The sequence below is a fragment of the Streptomyces sp. S063 genome, assembly GCF_002832675.1.
GTDB lineage: Bacteria > Actinomycetota > Actinomycetes > Streptomycetales > Streptomycetaceae > Streptomyces > Streptomyces sindenensis.
The window spans coordinates 1,732,942-1,759,716 of record NZ_CP021707.1; the positions used below are offsets into that span (position 1 = coordinate 1,732,942).

Genomic DNA, 26,775 nt, shown 5'->3' on the forward strand with positions numbered 1-26,775 from the left:
TGCGTGCGTGGGTCCGTTGACGAACCGCCAGGTCTCCGCCGGGATGGCGTTCTTCACCGACTTCGTCGTCACCGGTGCCGTGCGTGGTGCCGACGCCACGAGTACGCCGGCCGAGGTGACCGCGCTTCTCGGCGACGGGTTCGTCGAAAGCCGTACCGGGCTGGGGCAGTTGCTGCGCTGCTACGACCTGGTGGAGGTCGCGTGGGAGCGGGAAGGTGACGGCCTGCGCGGCTTCTGCATCACCGTGCAGACCCACCGGCTCGACGTCCCGTTGCCGGTCGACGAGCTCGCCGCGGACCTGGACCGGGCCGGCTTCCCGCTCGTGGAGGTCGCGCCCGACGGGGTCGGATGCCGGCGCTTCGTCCGGGCGGACAGCCGGGTGGGGGTACTGGTCGACGAGGAGAGCGGCCAGGTGCTGGCATTGACGGCACCCGCCTGGTTCGCGCCCGGCCCTCGCGGGGAGCCGTCGCCCTGGCCCCGGGAGGCCGGACGCGACCGGGTCCGGCATCTGGCCGGGCTCGGCGCGGCGGAGCGGGAGGCCTGGGCGCGGCGGCGGCAGCCCGACGAGGCGGACGCGGCGGCGCGCTGGTGGTGGTTCCTGTGGACCTCGTGCAGGCAGCTCCTGCCGGGCGAGGGTGCACAGAGATTCGGTCACGATCGTTCTGTCTGGCAGGAGTTGGGGCTCTGGCTGCTCGACGCGTGCGAGCTCGTCGGAGTCCTCGACCGTACGGACGCCGTCTGCGAGACCGTGCGGTACGGGCTGCTCGAACCGGATGCGGCCGTACGGGCCTGCCTGGACGCCGTCCCGGTGTCCCGGGCGGACGTGGCGACCCGGGAGTCGACTCCGTACACACGGGAGAACCTGGCGGCGGTCAACGCCTCCCGGGCCGCCAAGCGGCTCACCCTCGCGGCCGGGGAGCTGCTGCCCCGAGTACGGGACCGTGCGCTGCGGGCCGAGGTGGAGGCCTGGCTGGAGCTCCGGACCCGGCTGATGTGAGCCCCCGGGCCCGGCTGATGTGAGCCCCCGGGCGTGGGCCGGGCCGCCGTCTCAGCGTTCGTCCGTGCCCGCTCGCTTGGCCGTGGACAGGGCGATGCGGTTCCAGGTGTTGATCGTGAAGATCAGGGCCAGCAGGTGGGCCAGCTCCTCCTCGGTGAAGTGCGCCGCCGCCCGGTCGTAGACCTCGTCCGGCACCCCGGCGTCGCCGATCCGGGTGACCGCGTCCGTCAGCGCCAGGGCGGACCGCTCCCGGTCCGTGAAGAAGTGGTCCGCCTCCTGCCACACCGCGACCATGTGCAGCCGCTCCTCGCTCTCGCCCGCCTTGCGCGCGTCCGTGGTGTGCATGTGCAGGCAGTACGCACACCGGTTCAGGTGCGAGGCGCGGATCTGGACCAGTTCGACCAGGGCCGGGTCCAGGCCCTCGCGGGCCGCCGCGTCCAGGCCGATCACGGCCCGGAACGCCTTCGGGGCCGCCTTCGCGAAGTTCAGCCGGGGGGCCGCCGTGGTCGGGTTGGGCCGGACGGTGGTGGCCTCGGCGGTGGTGCGGTCGTTCGTCTTGATCTCCGTCGTCGTCATGGGTACGAATCTAGGGCGACAAGCGACTGGGTGTGGGGTGCACTTCTGTGATGGATTCATGGGTCAATTCGGCGGAGATCCTGGGCAGCGATCTGCCCCTGGAACTCTCCGGCACCGGTAACCGCCGGGCCTTGCTGATGGACGCGCTGCGCGAGGCCGTGCGCAGTGGGCGGCTCGCCCCGGGCACCCGGCTGCCGCCCTACCGTTCCCTCGCCGCCGACCTGGGCCTGGCCCGCAACACCGTCGCCGACGCGTACGCGGAGCTGGTCGCGGAAGGGTGGCTGGCGGCCCGGCAGGGTTCGGGGACCCGGGTCGCCGAGCGGGCCGCCCCCGTGACCCCGGTCCACCGGCCGCGCCAGCCCGAGCGCGTCGCCCGCCCGGTCCACGACCTGGTCCAGGGGCAGCCGGACCCCTCCGTCTTCCCGCGCACCGCCTGGCTGGCCTCGGCCCGGCGTGCGCTGGCCGCCGCCCCCGACGACGCGTTCGGGCCCGGCGATCCGCACGGACGGCCCGAGCTGCGGCGGGCCCTGGCCGGCTATCTCGCCCGGGTGCGCGGGGTGCGGGCCACACCGGATCGCATCGTGCTCTGTTCGGGCGCCGCGCACGGGCTGCGGCTCCTCGCGGAGGTGGTGGGCGGGCCGTGGGCGGCGGAGGAGTACGGACTGCCCTTCCACCGCGAGCTGCTCGCCTCCCACGGGGTCGGCACCCGGCCGCTCGGCGTGGACGCGGACGGCGCCCGGGTCGACGGGCTCACCCGCCGCGACCGGGCCGTACTCCTCACACCCGCCCACCAGTTCCCCACCGGCGGGCCGCTGCACCCCGCGCGGCGGGCGGCCGTCGTCGACTGGGCCCGGGCCACCGGCGGACTCGTCGTCGAGGACGACTACGACGGGGAGTTCCGCTACGACCGGCAGCCCGTGGGGGCCGTCCAGGGGCTCGATCCCGAGCATGTGGTGTTGGTGGGGTCCGTGAGCAAGAGCCTCTCCCCCGCCCTCCGGATCGGGTGGATGGTGCTCCCGCAGCGGCTCGTCGCCCCCGTCGTCGCGGCCAAGGGCGAGCGGGAGCAGTTCTCCAGCGCCACCGAGCAGCTGACGCTCGCGGACTTCGTCGAGTCGGGCGCGTACGACCGGCAGGTACGCCGGATGCGGCAGCGCCACCGTCGCCGGCGGGACCAGTTGGTGGCGGCCCTGGAGCGGCGGGCCCCGCACGTCCGGGTCACCGGGATCGCGGCCGGGCTGCACGCCGTGGTGGAGCTGCCGCCCGGCTCCGAGCGGTCGGTGGTCCGGGCGGCGGCCTGGCAGGGGCTCGCGGTGGAGGGCCTGGGCGACTATCTGCACCCGGGGGCTGAGGACGCCTCCCGTGGACCCGGAGACTCCCGTGGCCCCCATGGCCCCGGTGGCCCCCGCGGCGCCCATGCCGGTGGGGCCGGTGCCGTGCCTGCCGCCGACGCCTCCCTCGTCCCCCACCGCGACGGGCTCGTCGTCGGGTACGCGACCCCCGCCGAATCCGCCTACCCGGAGGCGCTCGACGCGCTGTGCCGCTCCCTGCCGCCGGCCGCCCCGCCTGCGGCTACGCCCGCGCCTGCGCCTCCGCCGCCGCCAGCAGCTCCGTGAGGTGGAGGCCGAAGCGCGCGTCGCAGGCGTGCGGCACTCCCGTACGTACCGCTTCGGCCAGGGCGTCCACCGCACCCCGGAACGCGGTCTCCGCGCCGGCCCAGCCAGGGACCGACGCCGTGCCCCGCTCGCCCCGCAACTCGATCTCGACGCCCGCCGCGCCGGGCGGGGCGCTCAGCCCGAGGGTCACCGTGCTGGACGCGCCGGAGGCGTGGCGCAGGATCAGATGCGTGGTGTCGGCCGGTCCCGCGGCGGCCGTCAGGTGCTCCACTTCGCCGAGGACCGGGATCAGCACGGAGAGCGCGTGCGGGCCGACGTCCCACAGGCCGCCCTTCTCGCGCCGCCACGGGGAGTCCGCGTACTCGCTGGCGGAACCGGCGGCGTAGAGCGACCCCAGCCACTGCGCGCGCGCCGTGAACCAGCCGCCCACCGCTGCCTGTTCGGCGATCCAGGCGGCGGTCTCGGGCGCGAAGCGCAGCGTGCAGAAGACGACCGACGCCACCCCTGACTTCTCCGCCGCCTCGGCCACCGCGCGGGCCCCGGCGACCGTCGTGGCGACCGGCTTGTCCATCAGCAGGTGGCAGCCCGCCTCCGCCGCCCGGACCGCGAGCGGGGCCTGGACGTCCGGCGGCAGCGCGAAGGCCACCGCGTCGCTCGCGTCCAGGAGCGCGTCGATGCCGTCCTCACCGACGTACGCCCGGGTCCCGTGGGCGGCGGCGAGCGCGCCCGCCGCCTCGGCCCTGCGGCCCCACACTCCGCTCAGCTCGACGCCGGGGTGGGCGGCGAGCGCGGGGGCCTGGGTGTTGCGGGCCCAGGGGCCGGTGCCGAGGAGGCCGATGCGCAGAGGAGGAGTGGTGTCCGCAGTCGTCATACGTGCCAGTGTGCCGGGCGCGGCGGGCGAGCGGACAGGGGCCGCCTCGCGCGTGGCCGCGAGCCGCGCCGGGGCTCGAACATCGCCGGACCCCACTGGGCGCCGGCCCCGAATGCGGTGGCGCGAAGCCACCCCGCCCCGTTACGTTTCCCGAGCCGGCCGCGGGACTCCGGCGCGACTCCCGGGACTTGCCTGTGAAGCGATGATTTCGTTGTTCGCGCCCCCATTCCCCGGTCGGCACTCCAGCCACCCGGGGGACGACCATGAACACGCCCGACAGCCGCGCCGACAGCGCCGCGGACCTCGTCGCCGCCGAGGACGTCCTCCTCTTCGTGAACGCGGCGATCACCGCGACCGGGCAGCGCGAGTTCCGCTCCCGCGCCGTCGACCAGCAGCTCTCCCTGGACTTCCTGCACACCTACGTACGGGTCAACTACCGGCGCGTGTACGCGGCTTCGCTGGCGCTGGACATCAACCACCACAACGCGGCGCTCATCGTGCGCCGACTGCTGGAGACGGCGGACGAGGCGAGCCCCGAGGAGCGGCGTACCGAGGGCCGGCTGATCGCGGCCCGGCTGGCGGCGCTGCCGCCGCAGCGCGTCTACCGGCTCTTCGGCGAGCTGCGCCGTGCCAAGGTCAACAACCGGCGCACCCGGGCCATCATGCGTAACTGGCTGGCGGCCCGGCCGGATCTGGGCCATGACGCCGTGAAGTACCGGGCCGGGCTGAAGACCGTCGCCCGGCACATCCATCTGCCCTGCCCCGAGGGGGGCGAACCACTCGCCGAGGTCGGGGCGTTCCTGTTCCGGCCCGGGCGGGCACGCCGTTACGAACATCGGATGCTGGATGCCTGGCGGCGCGCCCACTACGAGCAGGGGGCCGTGGCCGAGCTGCCGTTCACCGTGGCGGAGGGGTTCGCCGCCAAGCACGGGATGAAGCGCGAGGTGTTCCTGAAGCGGGCCGCGCCACGGATGACCCGGCTGGAGCGGCTGCGCACCCAGGAGCAGCGGACCGTGGGCGACCGGCGGCCGGATGCCGATCTGACCGTGATGCCGCTGACGCGGCTCGCGCTGTATGTGCTGTCGCTCGGCTTCGAGGAGCGCGCGGGGCGCCGGGCCGAGCTGACCGGCGCTCTGCGCGCGGCGGCCCGGCGGGCGGCGGGCGCGCACGCGGGGAGCTGGGGGCGGGTGCACGCGGTGCTGGACGACAGCTTCTCCTCGTCCGGGTCGGGGCAGAAGCGGCGTCGGCCGCTCGCCGTGGCGCTGGCCTGCCATCACCTGCTGGAGGTACTGGCCGCGCCGGGTGCGTACCGGGGGCTGTGGACCTCGGGGGCGGGCGACGCGCTGCTCGTACGCCCGTGGGGGCCGACCCCGCTGGGGATGCGGATCCTGGACGCGCTGGAGCCGGAGGGTGACGGGGCCGCCCCGGACCGGCTGGTGATCGTCTCGGACGGCTGGGACAACGCCCCGGCGGGGCTCGCGGGCGAGGTGCTGCGGGTGTGGCGGCACCGGCTGGACCCGGGGCGGCGTACGGCGGTGGTGCACGTCAACCCCGTATACGACGCGGAGGGTTTCGACGTGCGGCGACTGGCGGCGGGGGTGGCGACGGCCGGGATCCGGGACGCGGAGGATCTGCCCGCGCTGGTGGAGATCGCCCGGTTCGCGGAGGGGCGTACGGGGCCGGCGGAGCTGTACGCGTATCTGGACCGGCAGGTGGCCCGGTTCACCGGAGAGGGGGCTGCCTCGTGAAGCGGCCGGAGCCGGCACCGACGACCGTCCGCACCGCGCGGGCGCCCGGAGAGGACGTGACACCGTGAACCGGCTGGAGCTGACCGGATTCACCACCCGGCCGTCGCAGGTGTGGGGCGGTGTCCGGCTCGTCCCGCTGATCCGCGAGGCGTCGGTGGAGGGGCTGCGGCTGCACCGCGAGGTGTACGAGGGGCTCGGCGCGGGGATCGTCGAGCTGGACCCCCGCTCCCACTACATCTCGTACATCCCGCACGGGCTGGTCGCCGACTGGTCGGGCGAGGAGGACGGCGGCCGGGGCCCGGGGGCGGGCCGGCAGTCGGCCGCGTACGGCACCCAGTTCGGTGGCGGCGACGCGCCCCGGGCCATCCCCCTGCCGCCGGTGCCGCACCACCGGATGGCCAAGCGGCGGCCCGGCGACCGGCTGCGGTTCCTGCCGCTGCACCTGGCGCTGGAGGGGTATCTCGCGCTGCACTTCGGCGGTCCGTCGACCGCCTGGGAGGAGTGGTCGCGCACGGCCTTGCGCGACGGGCTCTCGCCGCGCGCCGAGGATGCCTACCTCGGGCGGTCGGTGCGCGGGCTCGGGGACGCGCTGCGGATATTCGAGATCCACCCGGACCAGTGCGGGGTGATGGTGTACGTCTCCGACGCGCTTGCCGCCGCGTTCGTGGTGCCGCACCCGGACGACTACCGGCTGCTGCACGCCTCGCTGGTGGAGGACCTCTACGGGGAGCTGGTGCACCAGTACGCGCTGTACGGGGCTCCGGTGGCCGACACTCCGGTGCGGATCGGGGGCGCGGACCACATCCGGGACCTGGGCGAGCTGCGGTCGGCCGCGCGGGCGCAGGAGCGGGCGTGGGCCGAGGCGCACGACACCCTGTTCGCCCGGGAGCTGCTGGACACCTCGTACGCGTTCGAGCGGGTGTACCGGATGAAGTCCTTCACCCTGTGGCGCTTTCTGCCGCCGTTCGTCCGGGACGGGGGCGGACAGCACATCGGGGAGACGATCACCGATCACAGGGGGCAGCTCGCCTACCTCAAGACGTTCCGGCTCTCCGACGCCCAGATCCGCCGGGGCCATCTGCTGCGGACCGTGGCCGGGGCCGACTGGCAGCTGGACCGGGCGGCCGCCGCGCTGGGGTCGAGCCGGGAGGAGCTGGTGCGCCGGATGCGGGCGGCCGGGTTCTCGGCCCTGCTCAGGAGCAGCCTCTGAAACGCGGCCTCCGAGGCCGCCCGCCCACCGCGGAAAACCGCAGGAAACCTCGGTAACACGGGGTTCACACATGGGCAACGGACGGGAAATCGCGCCTTGCCAAGCTGCGCTGCATAGACCGCTGCACCCGCAAAGGATGGCGTCCGTGACGTTCAAGGCTGAGTACATCTGGATAGACGGCACCGAGCCGACCGCCAAGCTTCGCTCCAAGACGAAGATCATGGACGGCGCGCCGTCGGGGGACGTGGCGGATCTACCCATCTGGGGGTTCGACGGCTCCAGCACCAACCAGGCCGAGGGCCACGCGTCCGACCGGGTGCTGAAGCCCGTCTTCACCTGTCCCGACCCGATCCGGGGCGGTGACGACGTCCTCGTGCTGTGCGAGGTCTTCAACATCGACATGACGCCGCACGAGTCCAACACGCGTGCCGCGCTGCGCCCGGTCGCCGAGCAGTTCGCGGGCCAGGCCCCGATCTTCGGTATCGAGCAGGAGTACACCTTCTTCGACGGCCACCGGCCGCTCGGCTTCCCCGAGGGTGGTTTCCCGGCCGCACAGGGCGGCTACTACTGCGGGGTCGGCGCGGACGAGATCTTCGGCCGGCAGATCGTGGAGAAGCACCTCGACAACTGCCTGGCGGCGGGGCTCGGGATCTCCGGCATCAACGCCGAGGTCATGCCCGGCCAGTGGGAGTTCCAGGTGGGCCCGCTGTCCCCGCTGGAAGTCTCCGACCAGCTGTGGGTTGCCCGTTGGCTGCTCTACCGCACCGCCGAGGACTTCAGCGTCTCCGCGACGCTGGACCCGAAGCCGGTCAAGGGCGACTGGAACGGCGCGGGCGCGCACACCAACTTCTCCACCAAGGCGATGCGCGAGGGCTACGACGCGATCATCACCGCGTGCGAGTCGCTGGGCGAGGGCTCCAAGCCGATGGACCACGTGAAGAACTACGGCGCGGGCATCGACGACCGGCTCACCGGTCTGCACGAGACCGCCCCGTGGAACGAGTACAGCTACGGCGTCTCCAACCGCGGCGCCTCGGTCCGTATCCCGTGGCAGGTCGAGCAGGACCGCAAGGGGTACATCGAGGACCGCCGGCCGAACGCCAACGTCGACCCGTACGTCGTCACGCGGCTGATCGTCGACACCTGCTGCACCGCCCTGGAGAAGGCCGGCCAGGTCTGATCCCGACACCGACCGCGTACGTGTGAGGGGCCCGCCGGTTCGCCGGCGGGCCCCTCCCGTGCAGGCGCGCGGGTCCCTCCCGCGTGAGCGCGCGGGCCCCTCCCGCGTGGGTCCGGCGGGCACCGCGTGAGGAACGTAACGCGAAGCGCCCGTATCGAGGGGCGAGAGGGGTCTGATGCACCGCCGCGATGTCTGCTTCAATGGAGCACATGGTCGGCTTCCAGTACATCGCGTCGGGTCGCAGCGACCTCGAACCGTTCTGGCCTTCCCGTCAGCACCATGATTTCGACCGGGTGTGTTGCCGCGCGTGGAACGCGCAGGCCCACTAAAGCCGCTCACCCCGGCCTTCGGTCCGCGCGTACGACGAACGTCCGTCCCTGACGACTTCTCGCGCGAAAGAGCTGACCCTCATGGCGAACACTCGTACTCTCTCCGCCGCGTCCGCCGCCACCTCGGCGTCCCCGGCATCCGCTGCGGCCCGTCCCACCGCCCGTTCCGTCCCCGCCCGTCCCCTGCCCGCGCACCCGAACCGGCACCGGCTGCGCGCGGTCGACCGCGAGGAGGTCGCGGCCCCGGCCGATGTGGCGGGCTTCCTCCCGCCCGGGGCCACGTGGCTGCCGGCCCCGCCGGACACCCTGCCCTCGCTGCCGGGCCGGCCGCCGATGATCGGGTACCTGGTGCTCGTGCCGGCCGACCGGCAGCCCGCGGACGCGGGGGCCGTCGCAGGCGCCGAGGAGGTGTCGGCCGGGCCGGTGCGGATCGACACCACCCGGCGTACGGCCTCCGTCGACGGGGTCGCCCTCGATCTCACGTATCTGGAGTTCGAGCTGCTGGCCCATCTGGTGGCACACCCGCACCGGGTGCATACCCGCGACCAGTTGGTGACGACGGTGTGGGGCTACGGGCATGTGGGCGACGGGCGCACCGTCGACGTCCATGTCGCCCGGCTGCGCCGCAAGTTGGGCGCGGAGTACCGCCGCTCGATCCAGACGGTCCGCCGGGTCGGGTACAAGTACACGCCCTGAAAGGCCGGTTCGGCCCATCCCAGCGCCGCACGACACAGCGCACCTCCGGCGGCCCCGGAGCACGGTTCCCGTCGACCGCGCTCCGGGGCCGCCCCGTGTGCTCGGGCCCGTACGGCGCCGCGCACCGGCTCTGCTGGCTCCTGTGCGGAGGCGTAGGGGGCGGGTGCGGGGGTGTTGCCAGGTACACCCCTGTCCGGTGGTGGACCGGCTGACGCTGCGAGGCCGGATCGGGTGAGACTGGCACCCGGACCGGGGATCGGCCCGGCTCCGGTGAGGGGAGAGGATCCACAATGAAGGTGATCACGGGGCGGTTGCGGCCGTCGATGCTGGCGGCGGGCCGGGGGCTGCTTCTGTTCGTGGCCGCCATGACGGTGTCCGTCGCCCTGTTCGTGCTGGCGGTGATCTCGATCTCCTTCATCCTGCTGGGCATCGGCGTGTTCACCACCCCGGTGGTGCTGGAGGCCGTCCGCAAGCACGCCAACCAGCGGCGGTTGTGGGCGATGACCTGGTCGGACGTGCGGATCCCGGTGCCGTACCGGCCGTTCCCGAGGGATCTGCGGCCGGGTGTCACCGGTCAGGTGGAGCGCACCACGCTGATGCTGAGGGATCCGGCGACCTGGCGGGACATGCAGTGGCTGCTGATCGACATGACCGTCGGTGCGGTGGTGGCGTTCCTGGGGGCGGCCCTGATGGTCTACCCGGTCGAGGGGCTCGTCCTCGCGGCGGGGTTGTGGCGGGTGTTCCAGGACGATCCGTACTGGTACGGGTTCGTGCCGGTGGACAGCCAGGCGACGGCTTTCGCGGCCCTGGCGCTGGGGATCGTGCTCTTCCACGTCGGGCTGTGGGCGAACAGGCCGCTGCTGCGGCTGCACTTCTCGCTCGCCCGTACGGTGCTGGCGCCGACCCAGGACGAGGAGCTGGCGCAGCGCGTCGAGCGGCTGACCGAGACCCGGCACGAGGCCGTGGACACCGCCGCCGCCGAACTGCGGCGCATCGAACGGGATCTGCACGACGGGGCGCAGGCCCGGCTGGTGGCGATGGGCATGAACCTGGGCACGATCGAGGCGCTGATCGAGAAGGATCCGGCGCAGGCGAAGAAGATGCTGGCGATGGCCCGGGAGTCGTCGGCGGAGGCGCTCACCGAACTGCGCGACCTGGTCCGGGGCATCCACCCGCCGGTCCTCGCGGAACGGGGCCTCGGCGACGCGGTCCGGGCGCTGGCGCTGCGGCTGCCGCTCGCCTCCGAGGTGACGGTGGAGCTGCCGGGGCGGGCGGAGGCCCCGGTGGAGTCGGCGGCGTACTTCGCGGTCAGCGAGGCCCTGGCGAACACGGTGAAGCATGCGGAGGCCGAGCGGGTGTACGTGGACCTGCACCATGCGGAGGGGATGCTCCGGGTCTCCGTGACGGACGACGGCAAGGGCGGAGCGGTGGTCGGATCGGGGTCGGGCCTGAGCGGGATCGAGAGGCGACTGGGTACATTCGACGGCGTCCTGGCCGTCAGCAGTCCCGCGGGCGGTCCCACCATGGTGACCATGGAGATCCCTTGCGAGTTGTCCTAGCCGAAGATCTCTTCCTGTTGCGCGACGGCCTGGTGCGCATGCTGGAGGCGTACGACTTCGAGATCGCCGCGGCTGTGGAGACCGGACCCGAACTGACCAAGGCACTCGCAGAGTTGGAGCCGGACGTCGCGGTCGTCGACGTCCGGCTCCCGCCGTCGCACACCGACGAGGGCCTCCAGTGCGCCCTGGCCGCCCGCCGGGCCCGGCCGGGGCTTCCGGTGCTGGTGCTCTCGCAGCACGTGGAGCAGTTGTACGCCCGGGAGTTGCTGGCGGACGGCAACGGCGGAGTCGGGTACCTCCTGAAGGACCGGGTCTTCGACGCGGACCAGTTCATCGACGCGGTACGGCGGGTGGCCGCGGGCGGCACGGCGATGGACCCGCAGGTCATCTCCCAGCTTCTGTCGCGCCGTTCGCAGGACAAGCCGATCGGCGGCCTCACCCCGCGCGAGCGGGAAGTGATGGAGCTGGTGGCGCAGGGCAGGTCGAACGCCGCCATCGCCGCGCAGCTGGTCATCACGGAGCGGGCGGTGGCCAAGCACACGTCGAACATCTTCGGGAAGCTGGACCTGCCCCCGTCGGACGACGACAACCGCCGGGTGCTGGCGGTGCTGGCGTATCTGGACCGCGGCTGAGCCGTTTCCCGTTCAGCCGGTGAACCAGCCCGCCGCGTCCAGCCGGAACGCGCCGCCCGGGGCCATCGTGCGGAGGTCCCGCTCCAGGGCGGCCAGCCGGTCCTCGCCGAGCGTCCGGGCCCAGTCCGCCCGCAGCCGGTCGAAGCCCTCGGCGGACCGGGCCAGCAGGTCGACGCCGTGCGGGGTGAGGCGGATGAGGGTGCGCCGGCCGTCGGCGGGGTCCGGCGCGCGCTCCACGTAGCCGAGGGTCTCCAGCTTGTCGACGGTCTTCCCGGCGGCCTGTTTGGAGACCCCGAGGCGCCGCCCGATCTCACTGATGGCCGCGCCGTCGGGGCCCACCGCCTGGAGGGCGAAGCCGTACGCGGGGCGGGTCTCGGGGTGCCCGTGCTCGGCGAGGTCCCGGTGCAGGGCGTCGATGATCGAGCGGAAGCCGGCGAAGAGCAGGAGCGGCAACTCGAAGCCGTTGCGAGACTCGACAACCTGGTTTACCTTTTTTTCGTCAACCATGTTGTCGATCATATCTCCGTAAGAGGTTCGCCATGCCCTTCGCCGATCTCACCCCCGATACCGCCCCGCCCGCATCGCGGCGCGCCCTGGAAGCCGTGACGGAGCGCCTCGGCTACCGGCCCGCCGCCGTCGCCCGGCTCGCGGCCTCGCCGCACACCCTGGACGGCTTCCTGAAGATCAGCGCGATCTTCGACGCCTGCACGCTGGACCCGCTCTCCCGCGAGGTCGTCGTCATGACGATGGCCACCCGCAACGACTGCCACGTCTGCGTCGCGATGCACACCGCGAAGCTGACCGCCCTGAGGGCCGGCCCGGCGCTCATCGCCGCCCTGCGTGACGGCACGGAGGCCCCGCTGCCCGACGAACGCCTCGACGCCGTACGGCGGTTCACGCTGGCGGTGCTCACCTCGGCCGGCGCGGTGGACGACGCGGACCTGCGGGACTTCCTGGCGTACGGCCACACCGAGCAGAACGCCCTGGAAGTGGTCCTGGGCATCGGCGCGTACACCCTGTCGACCCTGGCCAACCGGCTCACCGGGGCCCCGGTGGACGAGCAACTGGCGGCGTTCGCGCGATAGGCGGGGGTGAGGTGAACGGGTCGGGCTTCCCGTCCGTATGGGACGTCACGCTTCTCCCTCGAAGCAGAGGAGTCCCATGCGACGCATATCGCGCAAGAAACGTTCCACGCCGGCCAACCGGGCCATCGCCGCCTCCGTAGCCCTGATCCTGGGGGGAGGTGGGCTGGTCGCGGTCAATGTCTACGCCTCAGCGGGAGAAGGACCGTCCGGTTCTTCCCCGCCCACCCGGGCGCAGAGCGCCGGCAGCCGACTGTCCACCATCGACTGCCCCGAAGCCGTCAACGGACTGCCCGAGGTGCCGGACGGGGCGCGCGGGGAGGTCGACCGTGAACTCGCGGCGATGGATACCCAGATCACCGACGCCTACCGGCAGTTCGCGGACCGGAAGGAGCAGATAGCCCGCGACCCCGGGCTCGCGGAGAACGCCGTGCTCGGCCCGTTGCGCAACAAGCGGACGGCGAGCCTCGACCGTATCGGTATCGCCATCGGACGCGTGGGCGAGCGGCCGGCGGGACTGGAGAGCCTCGCCGGATGCAGCCTGCGCGCCGACGACAGCCGCCCCGGAAACGGCGACGGCACCAATGGCGGCGACGGCGGCCAGGATGACGGCCAAGGTCAGGACCAAGGCCAGAATCAAGGTCAGAACGAGGGCCAGGGGCAGGACCCCGGGCAGGGGCAGGACCCCGGGCAGGACCAGGGCCAGGGCGGCAACGGGCCCGTGGCCGCCGATTTCGTCGATATCCGGTCCGTCCAGCCAGGCGTCGACCGGCCCCGTCAGCGCCGCGGGGCGTCCCGGGGCACCTTCACCACCGACTGCGGCCGTAATGAGAACGGGAAATTCAACCCCGACAACGTCATCGTGGCGCCCGGCGTGAGCAACGGCGCGCACCATATGCACGATTACATCGGCAATCAGGCCAACGACGCCTTCGCGAGCGACGACGATCTGGCGGACGGCGCGACCACCTGCCGCAACCAGGGCGACCGCTCCACCTACTACTGGCCGGTCCTGCGTCTTCAGAACGGGCAGGACGAGGACGACGTGAACGCGGACGGCGGCGGCCGGGACCAGAACGTCGGGGAGATCCAGACCCCGTCCCAGGTGACACTGAAGTTCGTCGGCTCGCCCGTCGGCCGGGTCACCGCGATGCCGCGCTTCCTGCGGATCATCACCGGGGACGCGAAGGCGTTCACCAACGGCGACGCCAACGCCAACGCCTCGTGGAGCTGCACCGGATTCGAGGACCGCCAGCTCAAGGACAAGTATCCGATCTGCCCCGAGGGCAGTCAGGTGGTGCGGACGTTCGCCTTCCAGAACTGCTGGGACGGGCAGAACACCGACAGTGCCAACCATCGCACCCATGTGGCGTTCGCGCAGAGGAACGGCCGGTGCCCGAACGGGTTCCGGGCGGTGCCGCAGTTGGTGCAGCGCATCGTCTACGACGTTCCGCCGGGGCCGGGCTTCGCCGTGGACTCGTTCCCGGAGCAACTGCACAAGCCGATCACCGATCACGGTGACTTCATCAACGTTTTCGACGACCGGCTGATGAAGAAGATGGTGCGGTGCATCAACGACGGCCGCCGCTGCCGCTGACGCGGCGCGTGCGGCCCCCGTGAACCTGCGCGGTCAGCCCGGGTGGTGACCGGAGTGCCCGTCCTCGCTCCCCCCTCCGCCACCGTTCCCCGAGTGGTGGGGCGAGGCGGTCTCCACCGACCCCCCGAGCCGGCCGCGCAGCGCCGCGACCACGTCCGGTCCACCGACGGCGACCCACCGCCGTCCGACGAGGTACGAGCCCCCGTAGTCCTTGGCCTCGTTGATCCACTCCCGCTGGCCGCGGTCGGTGGCGAAGGTGGTGAGGACGTAACGCCCTTCGTCCGTCTCGCAGTTCGCCTGCCGGAGTTCGGCCGCGTCGGTCTGCACGTTCGGGGCGCAGCCGGCCTCCTCCGCCAGCTCCTCCAGCGTGCCCGTCGCGGCCGGCTTCGGCGTGGGCCGCTGCTGCCCCCTGCCGTCGTCGGCCGGTTCCGTGCTGCACCCGGCAAGGAGCAGAACTCCCGCCAGGACCAGGGCAGTTGCTCCGCCGCGCCGCGCGTCTCGCCATTCCGGTTCTGTCGCCATCGGCCCATCCTGCACCCGAATCCGGGCTCAGGGGTGGGCTACGGCAAGACTCACGAGATACGCCTCCTCGACCTGGCCGTCCGGGAACAGGGCGGTCAGCAGGGCCCGTTCGCGGTCGAAGAAGTCGCGGACCGCCACCGGATCGCCGATCAGGAAGTCGGAGTGGGTGGCCATGTTGGCGATATGCGCGTCCAGCGGTACGCGACGGCTCCAGGCCACCTGCCGGGTGCGGAAGTCGAGCCCGTCGGGCAGCACGGCACGGTGCCGGTCCCATACGTCAGGGGCTTTGGGGATGTCCACCCCGAAGAAGACCCGCATCCGGTTCTCCTGCTCGACCAGCCACTCCACCGTCGGGTCGCCGTCGTTCCACCACAGGGCGAGCGCACCGCCCGGCCGCAGCACCCGGCGGGTTTCGGGGACCGAGCGGGCGGGGTCGGTCCAGTGCCAGGCCTGGGCGTACGTGATCAGGTCCATGGAGCCGGTCCGCAGCGGCAGGTTGTTGCCGTCGCCCCGGACCAGGGGCACGTCCGGCAGGCTCCGGGCGAACTGCTCGGCCATCCCGTCGCCCGGCTCCACCGCGGTGACCCGGGCCCCGCGCTCGTACAACCGGGCCGTGCCGAGCCCCGTGCCCGCGCCGACGTCCGCCACCCGGGCCCCGGCGAGCGGGATCCCGGCCAGCTCCTCGACGGCGTCGAACAGGGCGGGCGGATAGGAGGGGCGGTGGGCGTCGTAGGCGGCGGCGACGGCGTCGAAGGAGCGGGCCTGCACGGGTTTCGTCATACAGCGATCATCGCGCGACGCCTCCCGGAACCACAGGGAAAGTCCCTGCACGCCTCTGGTCCGCCCGCATACCCCTCAGTACATTGACAACATGTCTAACACGCAGCCAGCGGCGGTCGCGTCGGAGCGGACGCACCTCAAGGCCCGCAAGGTGTCCTTCGCCTGGGAGAAGACCCCCCTGCACTGGGTGCCGGGCGATCCGTTCACCACGCACACCATCAACGTGCTCCATCTGCTGCTCCCCGCCGGGGAACGCTGGTTCATCCACGTCTACCGGCAGATCCTCCCGTACATCCACGACGACCGGCTCCGCGAGGACGTCATCGGGTTCATCGGGCAGGAGGCCGTGCACTCGCAGGCGCACGACGATGTGCTGCCGCATCTGCGGGAGTTGGGACTCGACCCGACCCCGTACACCGCGCAGGTCGACTGGTTCTTCGAGAAGCTGCTGGGGGACCGGACGCTGCCGCCGGGGCGGGCGTCGACGTGGTGGCTGATGGAGCGGGTGGCGATGATCGCGGCGATCGAGCACTACACCGCGTTCCTCGGCGACTGGATCCTCAACGCCGAGGCCCTGGACCGCAAGGGCGCCGACCCGACCATGCTGGACCTGCTGCGTTGGCACGGCGCGGAGGAGGTGGAGCACCGGTCGGTGGCCTTCGACGTCTTCATGCATGTGGACGGCGGCTACCGGCGGCGGGTGCGCACCTGGGCGGCGGCGTTCTCCGCGCTGGTGTTCCTGTGGCAGCGCGGCGCCCGGTTCTTCATGGAGAACGACCCCACGCTGCTGGACGGCAAGGCCTCCTTCAAGGCGTTCCACGCGAGCGGGAAGCAGGGCACGCTGCCGAGCACGGGATCGATCCTGCGCTCGGTCCCCAGCTATCTCAGCCGGTCCTACCACCCCTCGCAGGAGGGCAGTACGGCCCAGGCCGTGGACTATCTGACCCGCTCCCCCGCCGCTCTGGCCGCCGAGGCCGAGACGGCGAAGGGGGCCTGACCGATGGCGCTTCCCCGTCTCCGTACCGTCGTGCTGGTCTCCGGTGCCGCCCTGCTCACCCGGCGCGCCCTGAAACGCCGGATCGCCCGGTCCCCGCTGTGGCCGCTGCCCGCCCTGCCCGAGCCGATATCGGGTCACGCGAAGCGGCGCGCGACGGCGGTCCGCAAGCTGCTGGTCACCGGGCGGACCGAGGTGGCCGAAGGGGTCGTCCAGCTCCGGCTGGAGGGACCCGGCCTGCCGCCCTGGTCGCCCGGAGCCCATCTGGACCTGGTGCTGCCCTCCGGTCTGGTGCGGCAGTACTCACTGTGCGGCGACCCGGCGGACACCGGGGCGTACACGGTGGCGGCCCGGCTGGTGGCGGACGGCCGGGGCGGTTCGCGAGAGGTGCACGAACAGCTCCAGGAGGGCCTGGAGGTGGAGGTGCGCGGGCCGCGCAACCGTTTCCCGCTGACCGAGGCTCCGGGGTACGTCTTCGTCGTCGGCGGTATCGGGATCACCCCGGTGTTGCCGATGCTGCGGGCGCTGGCCGCGTCGGGGGCCGAGTGGCGGCTGCTGTACGGGGGCCGGTCGCGGGCGTCGATGCCGTTCCTGGAGGAGATCGAGAAGCTGGGCGCGGACGGGGACCGGGTCGCGGTCGTCACCCAGGACGAGGCGGGCCACCCGGACGTGGCGGGGGCGCTGGCGGACCTCGCCCCGGGGACAGCGGTCTACTGCTGCGGGCCCGAGCCGCTGATGGCGGCCGCCACCGCCGCACTGCCCGAGGGCTGCACCCTGCACCTGGAGCGGTTCTCGGCGGGGACGGGCGGCACGGCGGGCTCCGAAGGCGCCGAGGCGTTCGAGGTGGAGTTGCGGCGCAGCGGGCGTACGGTGCCGGTCGCGGCCGGGCAGTCGGTGCTGGCCGCCGTCCGCACGGAGCTGCCACATGTGGCGTACTCCTGCGAGCAGGGGTTCTGCGGGACCTGCCAACAGCGGGTGCTGGAGGGCGAGATCGACCACCGGGACGAGCTGCTCACCGAGGACGAGCGGGGCGACTCGATGCTGATCTGCGTCTCTCGGTGCCGGGGCGGGCGTCTCGTCCTGGACCTCTAGGGCCTCCTCGGGCGCACCCCGGATAGGCTGTTCGCATGACGACCGGGGTGCGGCGCAGGATGGGCGTCGACGAGCGCAGACAGCAACTGATCGGCGTCGCGCTGGACTTGTTCAGCCGCCGCTCGCCCGAGGACGTGTCGATCGATGAGATCGCAGCCGCGGCGGGCATCTCGCGTCCGCTGGTGTATCACTACTTCCCCGGGAAACAGAGCCTGTACGAGGCGGCGCTGCGGCGGGCCGCCGACGAGCTGGCGACCCGCTTCCTGGAGCCGCTCGAAGGGCCTTTGGGCGCACGGCTGTTGCGGGTGATGGGACGGTTCTTCGACTTCGTCGACGAGCACGGGCCCGGGTTCTCGGCGCTGATGCGCGGCGGGCCCGCGGTCGGTTCCTCGACGGCGAACGCCATGATCGACGGGGTGCGGCAGGCCGCGTACGAGCAGATCATCACGCACCTCGGGGTGGCCGAACCGCCCGCCCGGCTGGAGCTGGTGGTCCGCTCCTGGGTGTCGCTCGCCGAGTCGACGGCGCTGATCTGGCTGGACGGGCGGCGCATTCCGCGCGAGGAGCTGGAGGTGCAGCTGGTGCACGACTTCGCGGCGCTGGCCGCCGTGAGCGCCGCGTACGACCAGGAGATGGCGGGCATCGTGCTGCGGGTGCTGTCCCAGGAGCCGGCGGACGGCCCGTTCGGGGACCTGTTGGCCCGGCTCTCCGCGATCGCCCCGGACGTGCCCGCCGTACCGGCGCAGCGGCTGCCGAAGGCGTAGCGCTGCCGTCCGGCTCAGGCGGGCAGGCCGTTGCGGTGGGAGACGCGGCGGGCGGCGGCCAGCAGGGCGTGGATCTGCGGGCCCGCCTGGTCGATTTCGGTGACCGGGCGGGCGAAGGGCAGCCGCACGTCCTCGTGGCTGTCCGGGTATTCGAGTCGCAGGGTGACGCCGTACCGGTCCATCGCCAGCGGCACGGCCCGGGTCATGCCGCGCTCCGGGCGGGGGTGGACCAGGCGCAGCAGCAGCGGGACCAGTTCGGCGTGATCGTCGACGAGGTGGGTGAGCATGCCCGCCTCACAGGCGGCGATCGGGTCGGTCTCCGCCTCCTCCAGCTCCTCCAGGGTGACGAAGGTGCGCCCCTCGGCATCTTCCAGGACGGCCTGGCCGAACTCCATGCACGTGGACTGCTCGGTGTCGGTGCTGTACGGGGCGGCCAGTAGCCCGGTGACCGTGACGCGGGCGCGCAGCCGGTCGCGTACGGGAGTGGCGGCGATGTCCGTGAACTCCAGGCGGGCCGGGACGCGTTCGACGCCGGCCGCGTGGTTGCCGTCGTTCGGGGCGTGCAGGTGGATGTGGCCCATCGCTCCCGTGCCGTCCAGGCGGCGGACCTCGGTGTGCAGCCCGTCGCTGACCACCGTCATGGAGTGGGCGACGGTCAGGATCGACCGGACACGCTCGGCGCGGGTCGGCTGCGAGGCGCGGGGGCGGGAAAGACGCATCCGGGTTCTCCAGGGAGGGTCAGCGGAACCCAAGTGGTTACTTAGGTATGCCTAACCTTACTCACTGGCGGTGGACGCGGGTAGTCCGGGGGCGCGCGTGACGCTCACGCCCTGGTCGCAGCTGCGGTTCGGCCCCGGCAGGAGTGGGAGCCCGGCCCCGCTCAGAGCTGTAGTTCGGTGCGGAGGGCGGCGGCGAGGCCGACCTCCGCGTTGTCCGACCGGCCGCGCTCGAAGGCCCGCTGGTACGCCTCGTCACCGACGGCCGCCCGCGCCTGGCGTTCGCACCGCTCGCGGACCGGGCCCAGCTCGGGCGTGCCGCGCTGGGGGTGGCCGACCATCCGCCAGTACGCCTGCCCGGTGCCGTAGACCCGGGCGGCCTGGGCGCCCGCACCCTGGGCGGCGATGGCGGCGGCCAGCAGGTCCAGGCCCAGCGCGATGCCGAATCTGTCGCGGAGCCGGTGCTTGCCCGCGAGCATCGCCCGGGCGTGTGTGGCGGAAGCGTCCGGGCGGCCCTGGAGCAGGGCGATCAGGGCGAGCTGGTAATCCGCGTAGGAGCGGGTCCAGAACTCGCCGCCGCGTTCGCAGGCCCGGCGCAGCGCGGTGGCCGCCGCCTCGGACTCGGCGAGCCGGCCCAGTGCGGTGAGCGCGAAGACGATGACGAGGCGGCAGCGCAGCCGGTGGCCGGAGTCCACGGGGACGCCCTCGGTCATCCGCAGGACGCGCCCGGCCGCCTCCAGGGCCGCCTCGGGCTCCCCGGTCATCAGCTGTGTGATGCCGGTGAGATACGTGGCGCCGAGCATGCCCTCGTCGTCCCGGTCGTACAGGGCGGTGGCCGTGCAGAGCGCCCCGTACTTCTCGGCGGTCGCGAAGTCGCTCTGGAGCAGGGCCGCGACGCCCAGGACCCAGTGCAGCCTGGTCCGGCGGGGTCCCTCGGCGGGGCCCGCGTCCAGGGCGCGCTGGGCGTAGTTCCGGGCCTCGGCGAGGTGGCCGCAGCAGGCCCAGAAGAAGCCGACCCGGCCCGCCATCTCCTGGGCCCCTTCGACGTCGTGGGCGAGCAGGTGCTCCAGGGCGACGCACAGATCCAGGTGGGTGTCGGACACCTTGTGGTACCAGAACACCTGGTCCGGGCCGGTCCAGCCCTCGTGGGCGCGCCGGGCGAGGCCGAGGAAGCTTCGCGCGTGCCGGTCGGCGGCGGCGCGGGCCTCCCCCAGCTCGGTGAGCCACATCCGGCCGTACTCGCGCAGGGTGTCGAGCATCCGGTAGCGATCGCCGTCGCGCTGGACGACCGACTGGGCGACGAGCCCCTGGAGCGCCCGGTCCACTGCGTCGGGGGTGAGCGGCCCCCCGGCGCAGACCTCGCGGGCGACCTCCGCGTCGAAGTCGGTGCGCAGCGGGGTGAGCCGGGCCCACAGGAGGCGTTCCAGCGGGGTGCACAGCTCGTGGGACCAGCCGATGGCGGTGCGCAGGGTGCGATGGCGGCGGGGCCAGGCCGTCTCGTCGGCGAGGAGGTCGAGCCGGGAGGTGCCGGGGGCCGGGGACGCGCCGGGAGCGCTTGGGGCCCCGGCCGCGCAGGAGGAGCCGTACGCGCCGGCCACGCCGACGGTGACGCCCGGGACGTCGAAGCGGACGCCGATGCGGGTGGCGAGCTGGGCCACGCTGTGCCGGCCGATGCCCGCGGCGGCCAGTTCGATGGCGAGCGGAATGCCTTCGAGGCGGCGGCAGATCTCGGCGGCGGCCGCCTCGTCCCCGGGGGCGTCGAGGCCGGCCCGCGGGTCGGTGGCGCGCAGCCGGTCGGCGAAGAGCCGGAGGGCGTCGGGCGCGCCGTCGACCGGGAGCGGCGGCACCTCGACGACGTGCTCGCCGCGGGTGCCGAGCGGCTGCCTGCTGGTGACCAGGACGGTCAGGGCGGGCGAGGTGGTGAGGATCTCGGCCAGCAGGTGGGAGCAGGGGCCGCGGAGGTGTTCGGCGGAGTCGAGGACGAGCAGGAGGTGCTTGTCGCCGAGCCATTCGCAGAGCGCTTCGACGGGCATCCGCAGGGTGTGGTCGGCGAGCCCGACCGCGTCGGAGACGGTGGGGAGCAGCAGCCGGCCGTCGTAGAGCGGGGAGAGGTCGGCCCACCAGGCGCCGTCCGGGTAACGGTCGGCGACCGCGCGGACGGCCCGGAGCGCGAGCCGGGTCTTGCCGACCCCGCCGGGGCCGATCAGGGTGGTCATCCGCCGGGTGGTCAACGCGGTGTGCAGCCGGGCCAGTTCGGCCCGCCTCCCGACGAAGCTGCTCGTCTCCTCGGGAAGGTATCCCACCTTGGTCATCATCACCGTCCGCACGCTGGGGCAGGGTGCGCCGGCGGGCCGACGGCCGCGGGCCGGCCCCGCCCTTCCCCGGAGGGGCGGGCGGGGCCGGCCGGGCGGTACCGGGTACGGCTGTCGCGGCTCCGTTGCCGACGTCTGCCGTCACCGTAGTGCCGCGGGTGGTCAGCGCAGAGTGAAGACGGCCGCAGTGCGTCCCGGGACGGTGAAAGTGGCTGATTTCCCGTCGTACCTGGCTCGTTTGACCGTAAGATCCGCACCCTTGGCCTGGACCGGGTGCAGCGCGTACGTCTTCCCGGCCGGTGCGGCGAGCCGCTGGGTGGCGGTGTCCGGGGCGGCGTTGAGGACGACGACGAGCTTGCCGAGGCGCATGGTGATCACGCCGGGGTCTCGTCCTTGCCGGAGAGCGGGAAGGACAGGGTGGACTGCACCTGGTCGGCGGTGCGCAGGGAGAACTCCTTCTCGGTGGAACGGATGGTGAGCAGGTCGCGGTAGGCGGCCGAAGCCCCCTCGATCTGGCCGCAGTCGGGGGCGATGGTGCCGCGGTCGGCCAGGAGCGGCTTGGCGTACGACCACTTGTCCCGGTTGTCGGCGGCGGGCGGGAGGCCCCGTCCGAAGCCGTTGCCGTCGCGGCAGTCCCAGTGCAGGGCGTTGAACCAGTCGCCGCTGTCGTAGGAGTTGCGGTCCAGGGACTTGGAGCGCAGCAGGTCGCTGCCCGCCTGGGAGAGCGAGGGCCCCTGGGAGAGGACGGAGGCGGCCATGGCGACCACCTGGGCCCTGGCCCGCTCGGCGGCCGTGGCGTCGGCCGGGAGCTTGAAGGCGAGGGCGTCGAAGAGGGTCTCGTTGTCGTGGGCGTCGGAGTAGGCCAGCGCGTCACCGGGTACGGCCGCGTATCCGGCGGGCGCCCCGTTGTAGTCGACGTCGGAGCCCTTGACCGTGCGCCCGGAGGTGTCGGTGAAGGTGTAGTCGGCGAGGTTGCCGGTGAGGCCGACCTTGATCAGGTCCTGGTAGTGCAGCAGCCGGGCCTTCTGCTCGGCGCGGGTGCCGTTGGCGGGTGAGGAGTTGGGATCGGTGTAGAGGCCGGAGGCGAAGCCCTGGACGCCGGGGTCCTCGTCGAAGGGGCCGCCGCCGCGCACGGCGTCGCGGGCCCGGTCGGAGAAGGTGGCGATGCCGGTGCCGGCCATGTTCTTCTGGGTGGCCTGGACGAAGCGGGCGTCATCGGCGATCTCGCCGAAGTTCCAGCCCTCGCCGTAGAGGATGATCTTCTTGCCGTCGACGCCGTCCTTGGCGAGGGTGAGCCGGTCCAGCGCCTTGCGGACCTCAAGGATGTTGTCCTTGGGGTGGTGGCCCATCAGGTCGAAGCGGAAGCCGTCGACCTTGTACTCCTTCGCCCAGGTGACGACCGAGTCGACGACGAGCTTGCCCATCATGGTGTTCTCGGGCGCGGTGTTGGCGCAGCAGGTGGAGGTGGCGACGGTGCCGTCCTCCAGGAGCCGCTGGTAGTAGCCGGGCACGATCCGGTCGAGGACCGACTTGTCGTCCTGGCCGGAGGCGACGGTGTGGTTGTAGACGACGTCCATGACCGTGCGCAGGCCGGCCTGGTTGAGGCCCTGGACCATCTGCCGGAACTCGACCGTGCGTCGCGTGCCGTCCGGGTCGGAGGCGTAGGAGCCCTCGGGGACGGTGTAGTGGAACGGGTCGTAGCCCCAGTTGAAGCCGTCCTTGGCGGCGGCCCTGCTCACGCACTCCTGCTGCTTCTCGGAGTCGGGGGCGGGGCGGTCAGGTCGCAGTCGGGGGTCGCCTGGTCCTTCTTCTTCTCCGGGACGGTCCCGATGTCGAAGACGGGCAGCAGGTGGACGTAGCTGGTGCCGGAATCGGCGAGCTCCTTGAGGTGCCGCATGCCCTGGGAGCGGGTGTCGGTGAAGGCGAGGTATTCGCCGGGGTGCTTCGCCGTGCGGTCCGTGATCGAGAAGTCCCGGACGTGCAGCTCCTGGATCTGGGCGTCCCGCAGCGGGGTGGCGGCGGGCTTCTTCAGGCCGGACCAGCCGCGCGGCGCGAGCTTCGGGTCGGTGAGGTCGACGACGAGGCTGCGGGCGGAGTCGGCGGTCAGAGCGGTGGAGTAGGGGTCGGTGACCTTGTTGGTCACCAGTTTCCGGACGGTGGGGGCCCAGACGGTCACGGCGTACCGGTAGGGCTTGCCCCGCCAGCTCTTCTTCCCCGTGACGGACCAGACGCCGGTGCGGTCGTCACGCTTCATCGGGACGGTACGGCCGTCGAGTTCGAGCGAGACGGTCTGTGCGGTGGGGGCCCAGACGGAGAGCGTGGGCGTCGACTTCGCGAAGACCGGGCCGAGTTCGGCGGAGGCGGCCTTCTCGCCGTACAGGTCGTCCAGGATCCCGGCCGTCTGTACGCCGGTGGCGGCGAGCAGGGCCCCGTTGGCGGCGCGCTGGGTCGCGATCAGCTGGCCCCGCAGGGACTCGCGGACGCGGTCGCGGTCGCGGGCGTCGACGGTGAACGCCGGATAGTCCTTCAGATGGGGAACTCGGCCTTCTGCGCGTCGCTCAGCTCGCCCCGCTGGAGCCGCAGCCACTGCCCCTCGTCGGAGAGCGCCCCGTCGACGACGGAGATGCCGCCCTTCTTCGCGTACACGAGCTGCTGGCTGGTGGCGTCGGTGGCCTTCACCTTCCAGACGACGGTGTTCGCGTCGATCCACTGCGCCTCGGCCTTGGACAGGTCGGGGCCGCGCCGCCGCCGGTCTGCGGGAGGAGGTAGCCGGGCTTGCCGCCGAGCATCCAGACCTCGTGGCCGTAGGTGGCGAGGTCGAGGGACTGGTCGCTGGGCAGGTCCTTCTCGTCGCCCTTGTGCAGGATGTAGCTGAGGCTGGTGGCCCCGTCGACGAGCGGCACCTCGAAGGTGACCCCGTAGGCGTCCTTCTTCACCGGCATCAGCGGCTTGGCCCAGTCGGTGGGCTCCTTCGCGCCGGCCCAGGTGTGCAGCCCCCAGCCGTCGTAGTTCCCGTCCGGGCGGTGGTAGTGGAGAACCGCCTTCGTCGTGTCCTGCGGCGGGGTCTCGGGGGCTTGGGCCGTCTGCCCGTCCTTGCCCTGCTCGATCCAGACCTGGCCGGTCACGCCGAGGTCGATGGTCCGCCGCGGTCCGTCGGCCGTGCCGTTCTTCTCGACGGTGTACGGGACCGAGTCGGTGCCCTTCTCCAGGTCGATCCAGGCGAACGCGCCGTACGCGTCCCGCCCGATGAACTCGGCGGTCTTCTCGCCGGCCTTGAGCTGCCAGCCGTCGTAGTCGCCGTCGGGGCGCTGGTAGTGGACGACGGCCCGGTCGCGCTCGACGGCGACGGGCTTGCCGGGCGGCGGGGCCTGACCGGCGGTGGTGGAGGCGAGAGCGCTGGACGTACGCCCGGCGCGGTCGACGACGACGGCCTTGTAGCGCAGCGGGGTGCCCGCCTCGACGGTCTCGTCCAGGTGCTGGGTGACCTTGTACGGGGCGTGGTCGGCGGTCCCGAGGGTCCGCCACTTCCCGTTGCCGGTCTGGGCGGCGAAGACGACCCGGTTGAGCTGTCCCCCGTCCACGTCGGCGGTGATCTCGACAGTGCCGGTGGCGCCGGCGGCCGGGGCCTTCAGGGAGATGGCGGGCTTGGCCGCGGGGGCGCCGACGGTCCTGTCCGCCTTCAGCACGACGCTGGAGAGCGCGGGCACGGTGACGGTGACCTTCTTGTCCTCGCCGCTGCGGACCGTTCCGGAACCGCCGTACAGGGTACGGAAGTTCATATCGGCCGACTCGGTGGCGAACCGGACCTTCCTCGGGGTCGTCGCATTGTTGGAGGCGACGAGGTATTCGTACGGCCGCTTCGTCTCGATGCGCGAGGTGGCGTACACCGAACCGTCCGCGAGCCGCTCGATCTGGGTGCCGTCGCGCAGCGCCGGGTGCTCCTTGGCGAGCTTCGAGAGCGCGGCGATGGAGCGGTAGACGGGGTGCTTCGTGTCGTACGCGTCCGAGGCGTGCGTGCGGTCGGTGCCGAGCTGGTCGTCGTCGAGGTAGTCGGCGGTCTTCGAGGCGAAGAGGGTCTGGCGGGAGTCCTTGTCGCCGCCCGCGCCGGTGAAGCCCTGCTCGTCGCCGTAGTAGATCACCGGGTTGCCGCGGCCGAGGAACATCAGCTCGTTGGCGAGCCGGGCCCGCTTCAGCAGCTCGGCGTCATCGGCCTTCGGGTTGTCCTGCTTCAGGAAGGTCCCGATGCGGCCCATGTCGTGGTTGCCGAGGAAGGTGACCTGCTCGTAGGCGTTGGCCTTGTCGGTGGTGTAGCGGAAGTCGTTGCCGTACACCGAGGCGAGCCTGTCGGCGGGCGCGCCCTGGGAGGCGAACTGCCGGGCGGCCTCCTGGAACGGGAAGTCCAGCGTGGAGTCCAGGCGGCCCCGGGTGACGTACGGGGAGGTGACCTCGGTGTCGGCGGAGTAGACCTCGCCGAACATGAAGAAGTCATCCCGGCCGCGCTTGGCCGCGTAGGCGTCGAGCGCGGTGGCCCACTGGGTCCAGAAGTCCAGGTCGACGTGTTTGACGGTGTCGATCCGGAACCCGTCGATGTCGAAGTCGCGGACCCATTTCTGGTAGATCCTCTCCATGCCCTTCACGACCTCGGGACGCTCGGTCCACAGGTCGTCGAGCCCGGAGAAGTCGCCGTACTCGTTGGACTCGCCGGCCCAGGTCGAGTCACCCCGGTTGTGGTACATGGTCGGGTCGTCGAGCCAGGACGGGACCTTCTTCTCCGTGCCGGGGGCCTGCACCGGGGTGTACGGGAAGGAGTCCCGGTCCACCTTCTCGACGCCTCCGCGGTCGTCGAAGGGGCGGCCGTCCTTGTCGAGGTAGGGGAAGGCGCCCTTGGGCTTGTAGCCGTAGGCCTTCTCCGCGTAGTCGACGGTGTCGGCGGTGTGGTTGGTGATGACGTCGAAGAAGACCTTCATGCCCTTGGCGTGGGCCTTGTCGATCAGCTTCTCCAGGTCGGCGTTGGTGCCGAAGTGCGGGTCGACCTGGGTGAAGTCGGTGATCCAGTAACCGTGGTAGCCCGCCGACGCGTCCTTGCCGGTGCCCTGGACGGGCCGGTTCTTGAAAATCGGCGCCATCCAGAGGGCGGTGGTGCCGAGGCCCTTGATGTAGTCGAGCTTCTGGGTGAGCCCCTTGAGGTCGCCGCCCTGGTAGAACCCCTTGTCGGTGGGGTCGTGGCCGTGGTCCAGGCGCGAACCGGTCAGCCCGCCCCGGTCGTTGGAGGCGTCGCCGTTGGCGAAGCGGTCGGGCAGCACGAAGTAGAACTGCTCGCGGGTGAGGTCGTGCCGGGCCGCCTCACGGGCGAGCTTCGCGTCCGAAGGCGGGGACGGCGGCCGGGGTGACGCGGCGGCGGTGGCCGCCGGGACGACGGGCAGCAGCGCCACGCACAGGGCGGCCACCGCCCCTCGTCCGAGGGTGGTTCGGGACACGGAGGATGCTCCTCGGGGCTTGATCGGG

20 protein-coding genes and 1 pseudogene are annotated in these 26,775 nt (G+C 72.5%); 13 read left to right on the forward strand and 8 right to left on the reverse strand.

The window, feature by feature from the left end; all coding sequences use genetic code 11:
* Positions 1 to 7: 7 nt before the first annotated feature.
* On the forward strand, positions 8 to 997 hold the full coding sequence (locus CCZ36_RS07780; RefSeq protein ID WP_237302605.1) for a hypothetical protein: 990 nt from the start codon (positions 8 to 10) through the stop codon (positions 995 to 997).
* A 51-nt stretch (positions 998 to 1,048) separates the two neighbouring features.
* On the opposite strand, the gene CCZ36_RS07785 is transcribed toward CCZ36_RS07780, so the two are convergent.
* Positions 1,049 to 1,573: a carboxymuconolactone decarboxylase family protein gene (locus CCZ36_RS07785; protein WP_069737932.1), complete on the reverse strand. Its 525-nt coding sequence runs from the start codon at positions 1,571 to 1,573 to the stop codon at positions 1,049 to 1,051.
* A 50-nt stretch (positions 1,574 to 1,623) separates the two neighbouring features.
* Here CCZ36_RS07785 and pdxR point away from each other — a divergent pair, with 50 nt between their 5' ends.
* On the forward strand, positions 1,624 to 3,186 hold the full coding sequence (pdxR, locus tag CCZ36_RS07790; RefSeq protein WP_128817287.1) for a MocR-like pyridoxine biosynthesis transcription factor PdxR: 1,563 nt from the start codon (positions 1,624 to 1,626) through the stop codon (positions 3,184 to 3,186).
* Here the strand turns inward: pdxR and CCZ36_RS07795 are convergent.
* Entirely contained in the window at positions 3,143 to 4,057 is a 915-nt protein-coding gene (locus CCZ36_RS07795; RefSeq protein WP_128817289.1) for a Gfo/Idh/MocA family protein, read from the reverse strand. The genes pdxR and CCZ36_RS07795 overlap by 44 nt on opposite strands.
* Before the next feature lie 263 nt (positions 4,058 to 4,320).
* On the opposite strand from CCZ36_RS07795, the gene CCZ36_RS07800 reads away from it, so the two are divergent.
* The 6 genes from CCZ36_RS07800 (at position 4,321) to CCZ36_RS07825 (ending at position 11,411) form a co-directional block, all read left to right on the forward strand.
* On the forward strand, positions 4,321 to 5,805 hold the full coding sequence (locus tag CCZ36_RS07800) for a hypothetical protein (RefSeq protein ID WP_069737935.1): 1,485 nt from the start codon (positions 4,321 to 4,323) through the stop codon (positions 5,803 to 5,805).
* A 64-nt stretch (positions 5,806 to 5,869) separates the two neighbouring features.
* Positions 5,870 to 7,015, forward strand: coding sequence for an ARPP-2 domain-containing protein (locus CCZ36_RS07805; RefSeq protein WP_128817291.1), 1,146 nt, complete (start codon positions 5,870 to 5,872; stop codon positions 7,013 to 7,015).
* A gap of 145 nt (positions 7,016 to 7,160) precedes the next feature.
* Entirely contained in the window at positions 7,161 to 8,195 is a 1,035-nt protein-coding gene (gene glnII, locus CCZ36_RS07810; protein WP_069742798.1) for a glutamine synthetase, read from the forward strand.
* 410 nt (positions 8,196 to 8,605) lie between these two features.
* Positions 8,606 to 9,220: a winged helix-turn-helix domain-containing protein gene (locus CCZ36_RS07815; protein WP_069737938.1), complete on the forward strand. Its 615-nt coding sequence runs from the start codon at positions 8,606 to 8,608 to the stop codon at positions 9,218 to 9,220.
* 290 nt (positions 9,221 to 9,510) lie between these two features.
* Positions 9,511 to 10,779 (forward strand): sensor histidine kinase, encoded by a 1,269-nt coding sequence (locus tag CCZ36_RS07820; RefSeq protein ID WP_069742796.1) that lies wholly within the window; start codon positions 9,511 to 9,513, stop codon positions 10,777 to 10,779.
* Positions 10,764 to 11,411, forward strand: a complete 648-nt coding sequence (locus tag CCZ36_RS07825; RefSeq protein ID WP_069737940.1) for a LuxR C-terminal-related transcriptional regulator — start codon at positions 10,764 to 10,766, stop codon at positions 11,409 to 11,411. The genes CCZ36_RS07820 and CCZ36_RS07825 overlap by 16 nt, the downstream gene beginning before the upstream one ends.
* Positions 11,412 to 11,423: 12 nt before the next feature.
* Here the strand turns inward: CCZ36_RS07825 and CCZ36_RS07830 are convergent, their stop codons facing one another.
* Positions 11,424 to 11,918: a MarR family winged helix-turn-helix transcriptional regulator gene (locus CCZ36_RS07830; RefSeq protein WP_069737990.1), complete on the reverse strand. Its 495-nt coding sequence runs from the start codon at positions 11,916 to 11,918 to the stop codon at positions 11,424 to 11,426.
* A gap of 32 nt (positions 11,919 to 11,950) precedes the next feature.
* Here CCZ36_RS07830 and CCZ36_RS07835 point away from each other — a divergent pair, with 32 nt between their 5' ends.
* Complete coding sequence (locus CCZ36_RS07835) at positions 11,951 to 12,496, forward strand: carboxymuconolactone decarboxylase family protein (RefSeq protein WP_128817293.1); 546 nt, start codon at positions 11,951 to 11,953, stop codon at positions 12,494 to 12,496.
* A gap of 76 nt (positions 12,497 to 12,572) precedes the next feature.
* A complete protein-coding gene (locus tag CCZ36_RS07840; protein ID WP_128817295.1) occupies positions 12,573 to 14,090 on the forward strand; it encodes a DUF1996 domain-containing protein in 1,518 nt (505 codons plus the stop codon).
* A 33-nt stretch (positions 14,091 to 14,123) separates the two neighbouring features.
* Here the strand turns inward: CCZ36_RS07840 and CCZ36_RS07845 are convergent, their stop codons facing one another.
* A complete protein-coding gene (locus CCZ36_RS07845; RefSeq protein ID WP_128817297.1) occupies positions 14,124 to 14,612 on the reverse strand; it encodes a hypothetical protein in 489 nt (162 codons plus the stop codon).
* A 27-nt stretch (positions 14,613 to 14,639) separates the two neighbouring features.
* On the reverse strand, positions 14,640 to 15,392 hold the full coding sequence (locus CCZ36_RS07850; RefSeq protein WP_069737944.1) for a class I SAM-dependent methyltransferase: 753 nt from the start codon (positions 15,390 to 15,392) through the stop codon (positions 14,640 to 14,642).
* A gap of 91 nt (positions 15,393 to 15,483) precedes the next feature.
* Here CCZ36_RS07850 and CCZ36_RS07855 point away from each other — a divergent pair, with 91 nt between their 5' ends.
* The 3 genes from CCZ36_RS07855 to CCZ36_RS07865 are packed head-to-tail and all read left to right on the forward strand — an operon-like array spanning position 15,484 to position 18,242.
* Positions 15,484 to 16,389 carry a metal-dependent hydrolase gene (locus tag CCZ36_RS07855; protein WP_069742792.1) on the forward strand — a complete coding sequence of 302 codons (906 nt, stop codon included), beginning with the start codon at positions 15,484 to 15,486 and terminating at the stop codon, positions 16,387 to 16,389.
* A gap of 3 nt (positions 16,390 to 16,392) precedes the next feature.
* Positions 16,393 to 17,478, forward strand: a complete 1,086-nt coding sequence (locus tag CCZ36_RS07860; RefSeq protein ID WP_128817299.1) for a PDR/VanB family oxidoreductase — start codon at positions 16,393 to 16,395, stop codon at positions 17,476 to 17,478.
* Between the two features lie 35 nt (positions 17,479 to 17,513).
* Positions 17,514 to 18,242, forward strand: coding sequence for a TetR/AcrR family transcriptional regulator (locus CCZ36_RS07865; protein WP_069737947.1), 729 nt, complete (start codon positions 17,514 to 17,516; stop codon positions 18,240 to 18,242).
* A gap of 14 nt (positions 18,243 to 18,256) precedes the next feature.
* On the opposite strand, the gene CCZ36_RS07870 is transcribed toward CCZ36_RS07865, so the two are convergent.
* The 3 genes and pseudogenes from CCZ36_RS07870 to pulA all read right to left on the reverse strand — a co-directional run bounded on the left by CCZ36_RS07870 (position 18,257) and on the right by pulA (position 26,747).
* Positions 18,257 to 18,961: a DUF2470 domain-containing protein gene (locus tag CCZ36_RS07870; protein WP_128817301.1), complete on the reverse strand. Its 705-nt coding sequence runs from the start codon at positions 18,959 to 18,961 to the stop codon at positions 18,257 to 18,259.
* Positions 18,962 to 19,122: 161 nt separating this feature from the next.
* The gene (locus tag CCZ36_RS07875; RefSeq protein WP_128819413.1) at positions 19,123 to 21,273 is read right to left on the reverse strand and encodes an ATP-binding protein; all 2,151 of its coding nucleotides are present in this window, start codon (positions 21,271 to 21,273) and stop codon (positions 19,123 to 19,125) included.
* Positions 21,274 to 21,432: 159 nt separating this feature from the next.
* A pseudogene (gene pulA / locus CCZ36_RS07880) lies at positions 21,433 to 26,747 on the reverse strand (pullulanase-type alpha-1,6-glucosidase).
* Positions 26,748 to 26,775 lie beyond the last annotated feature (28 nt).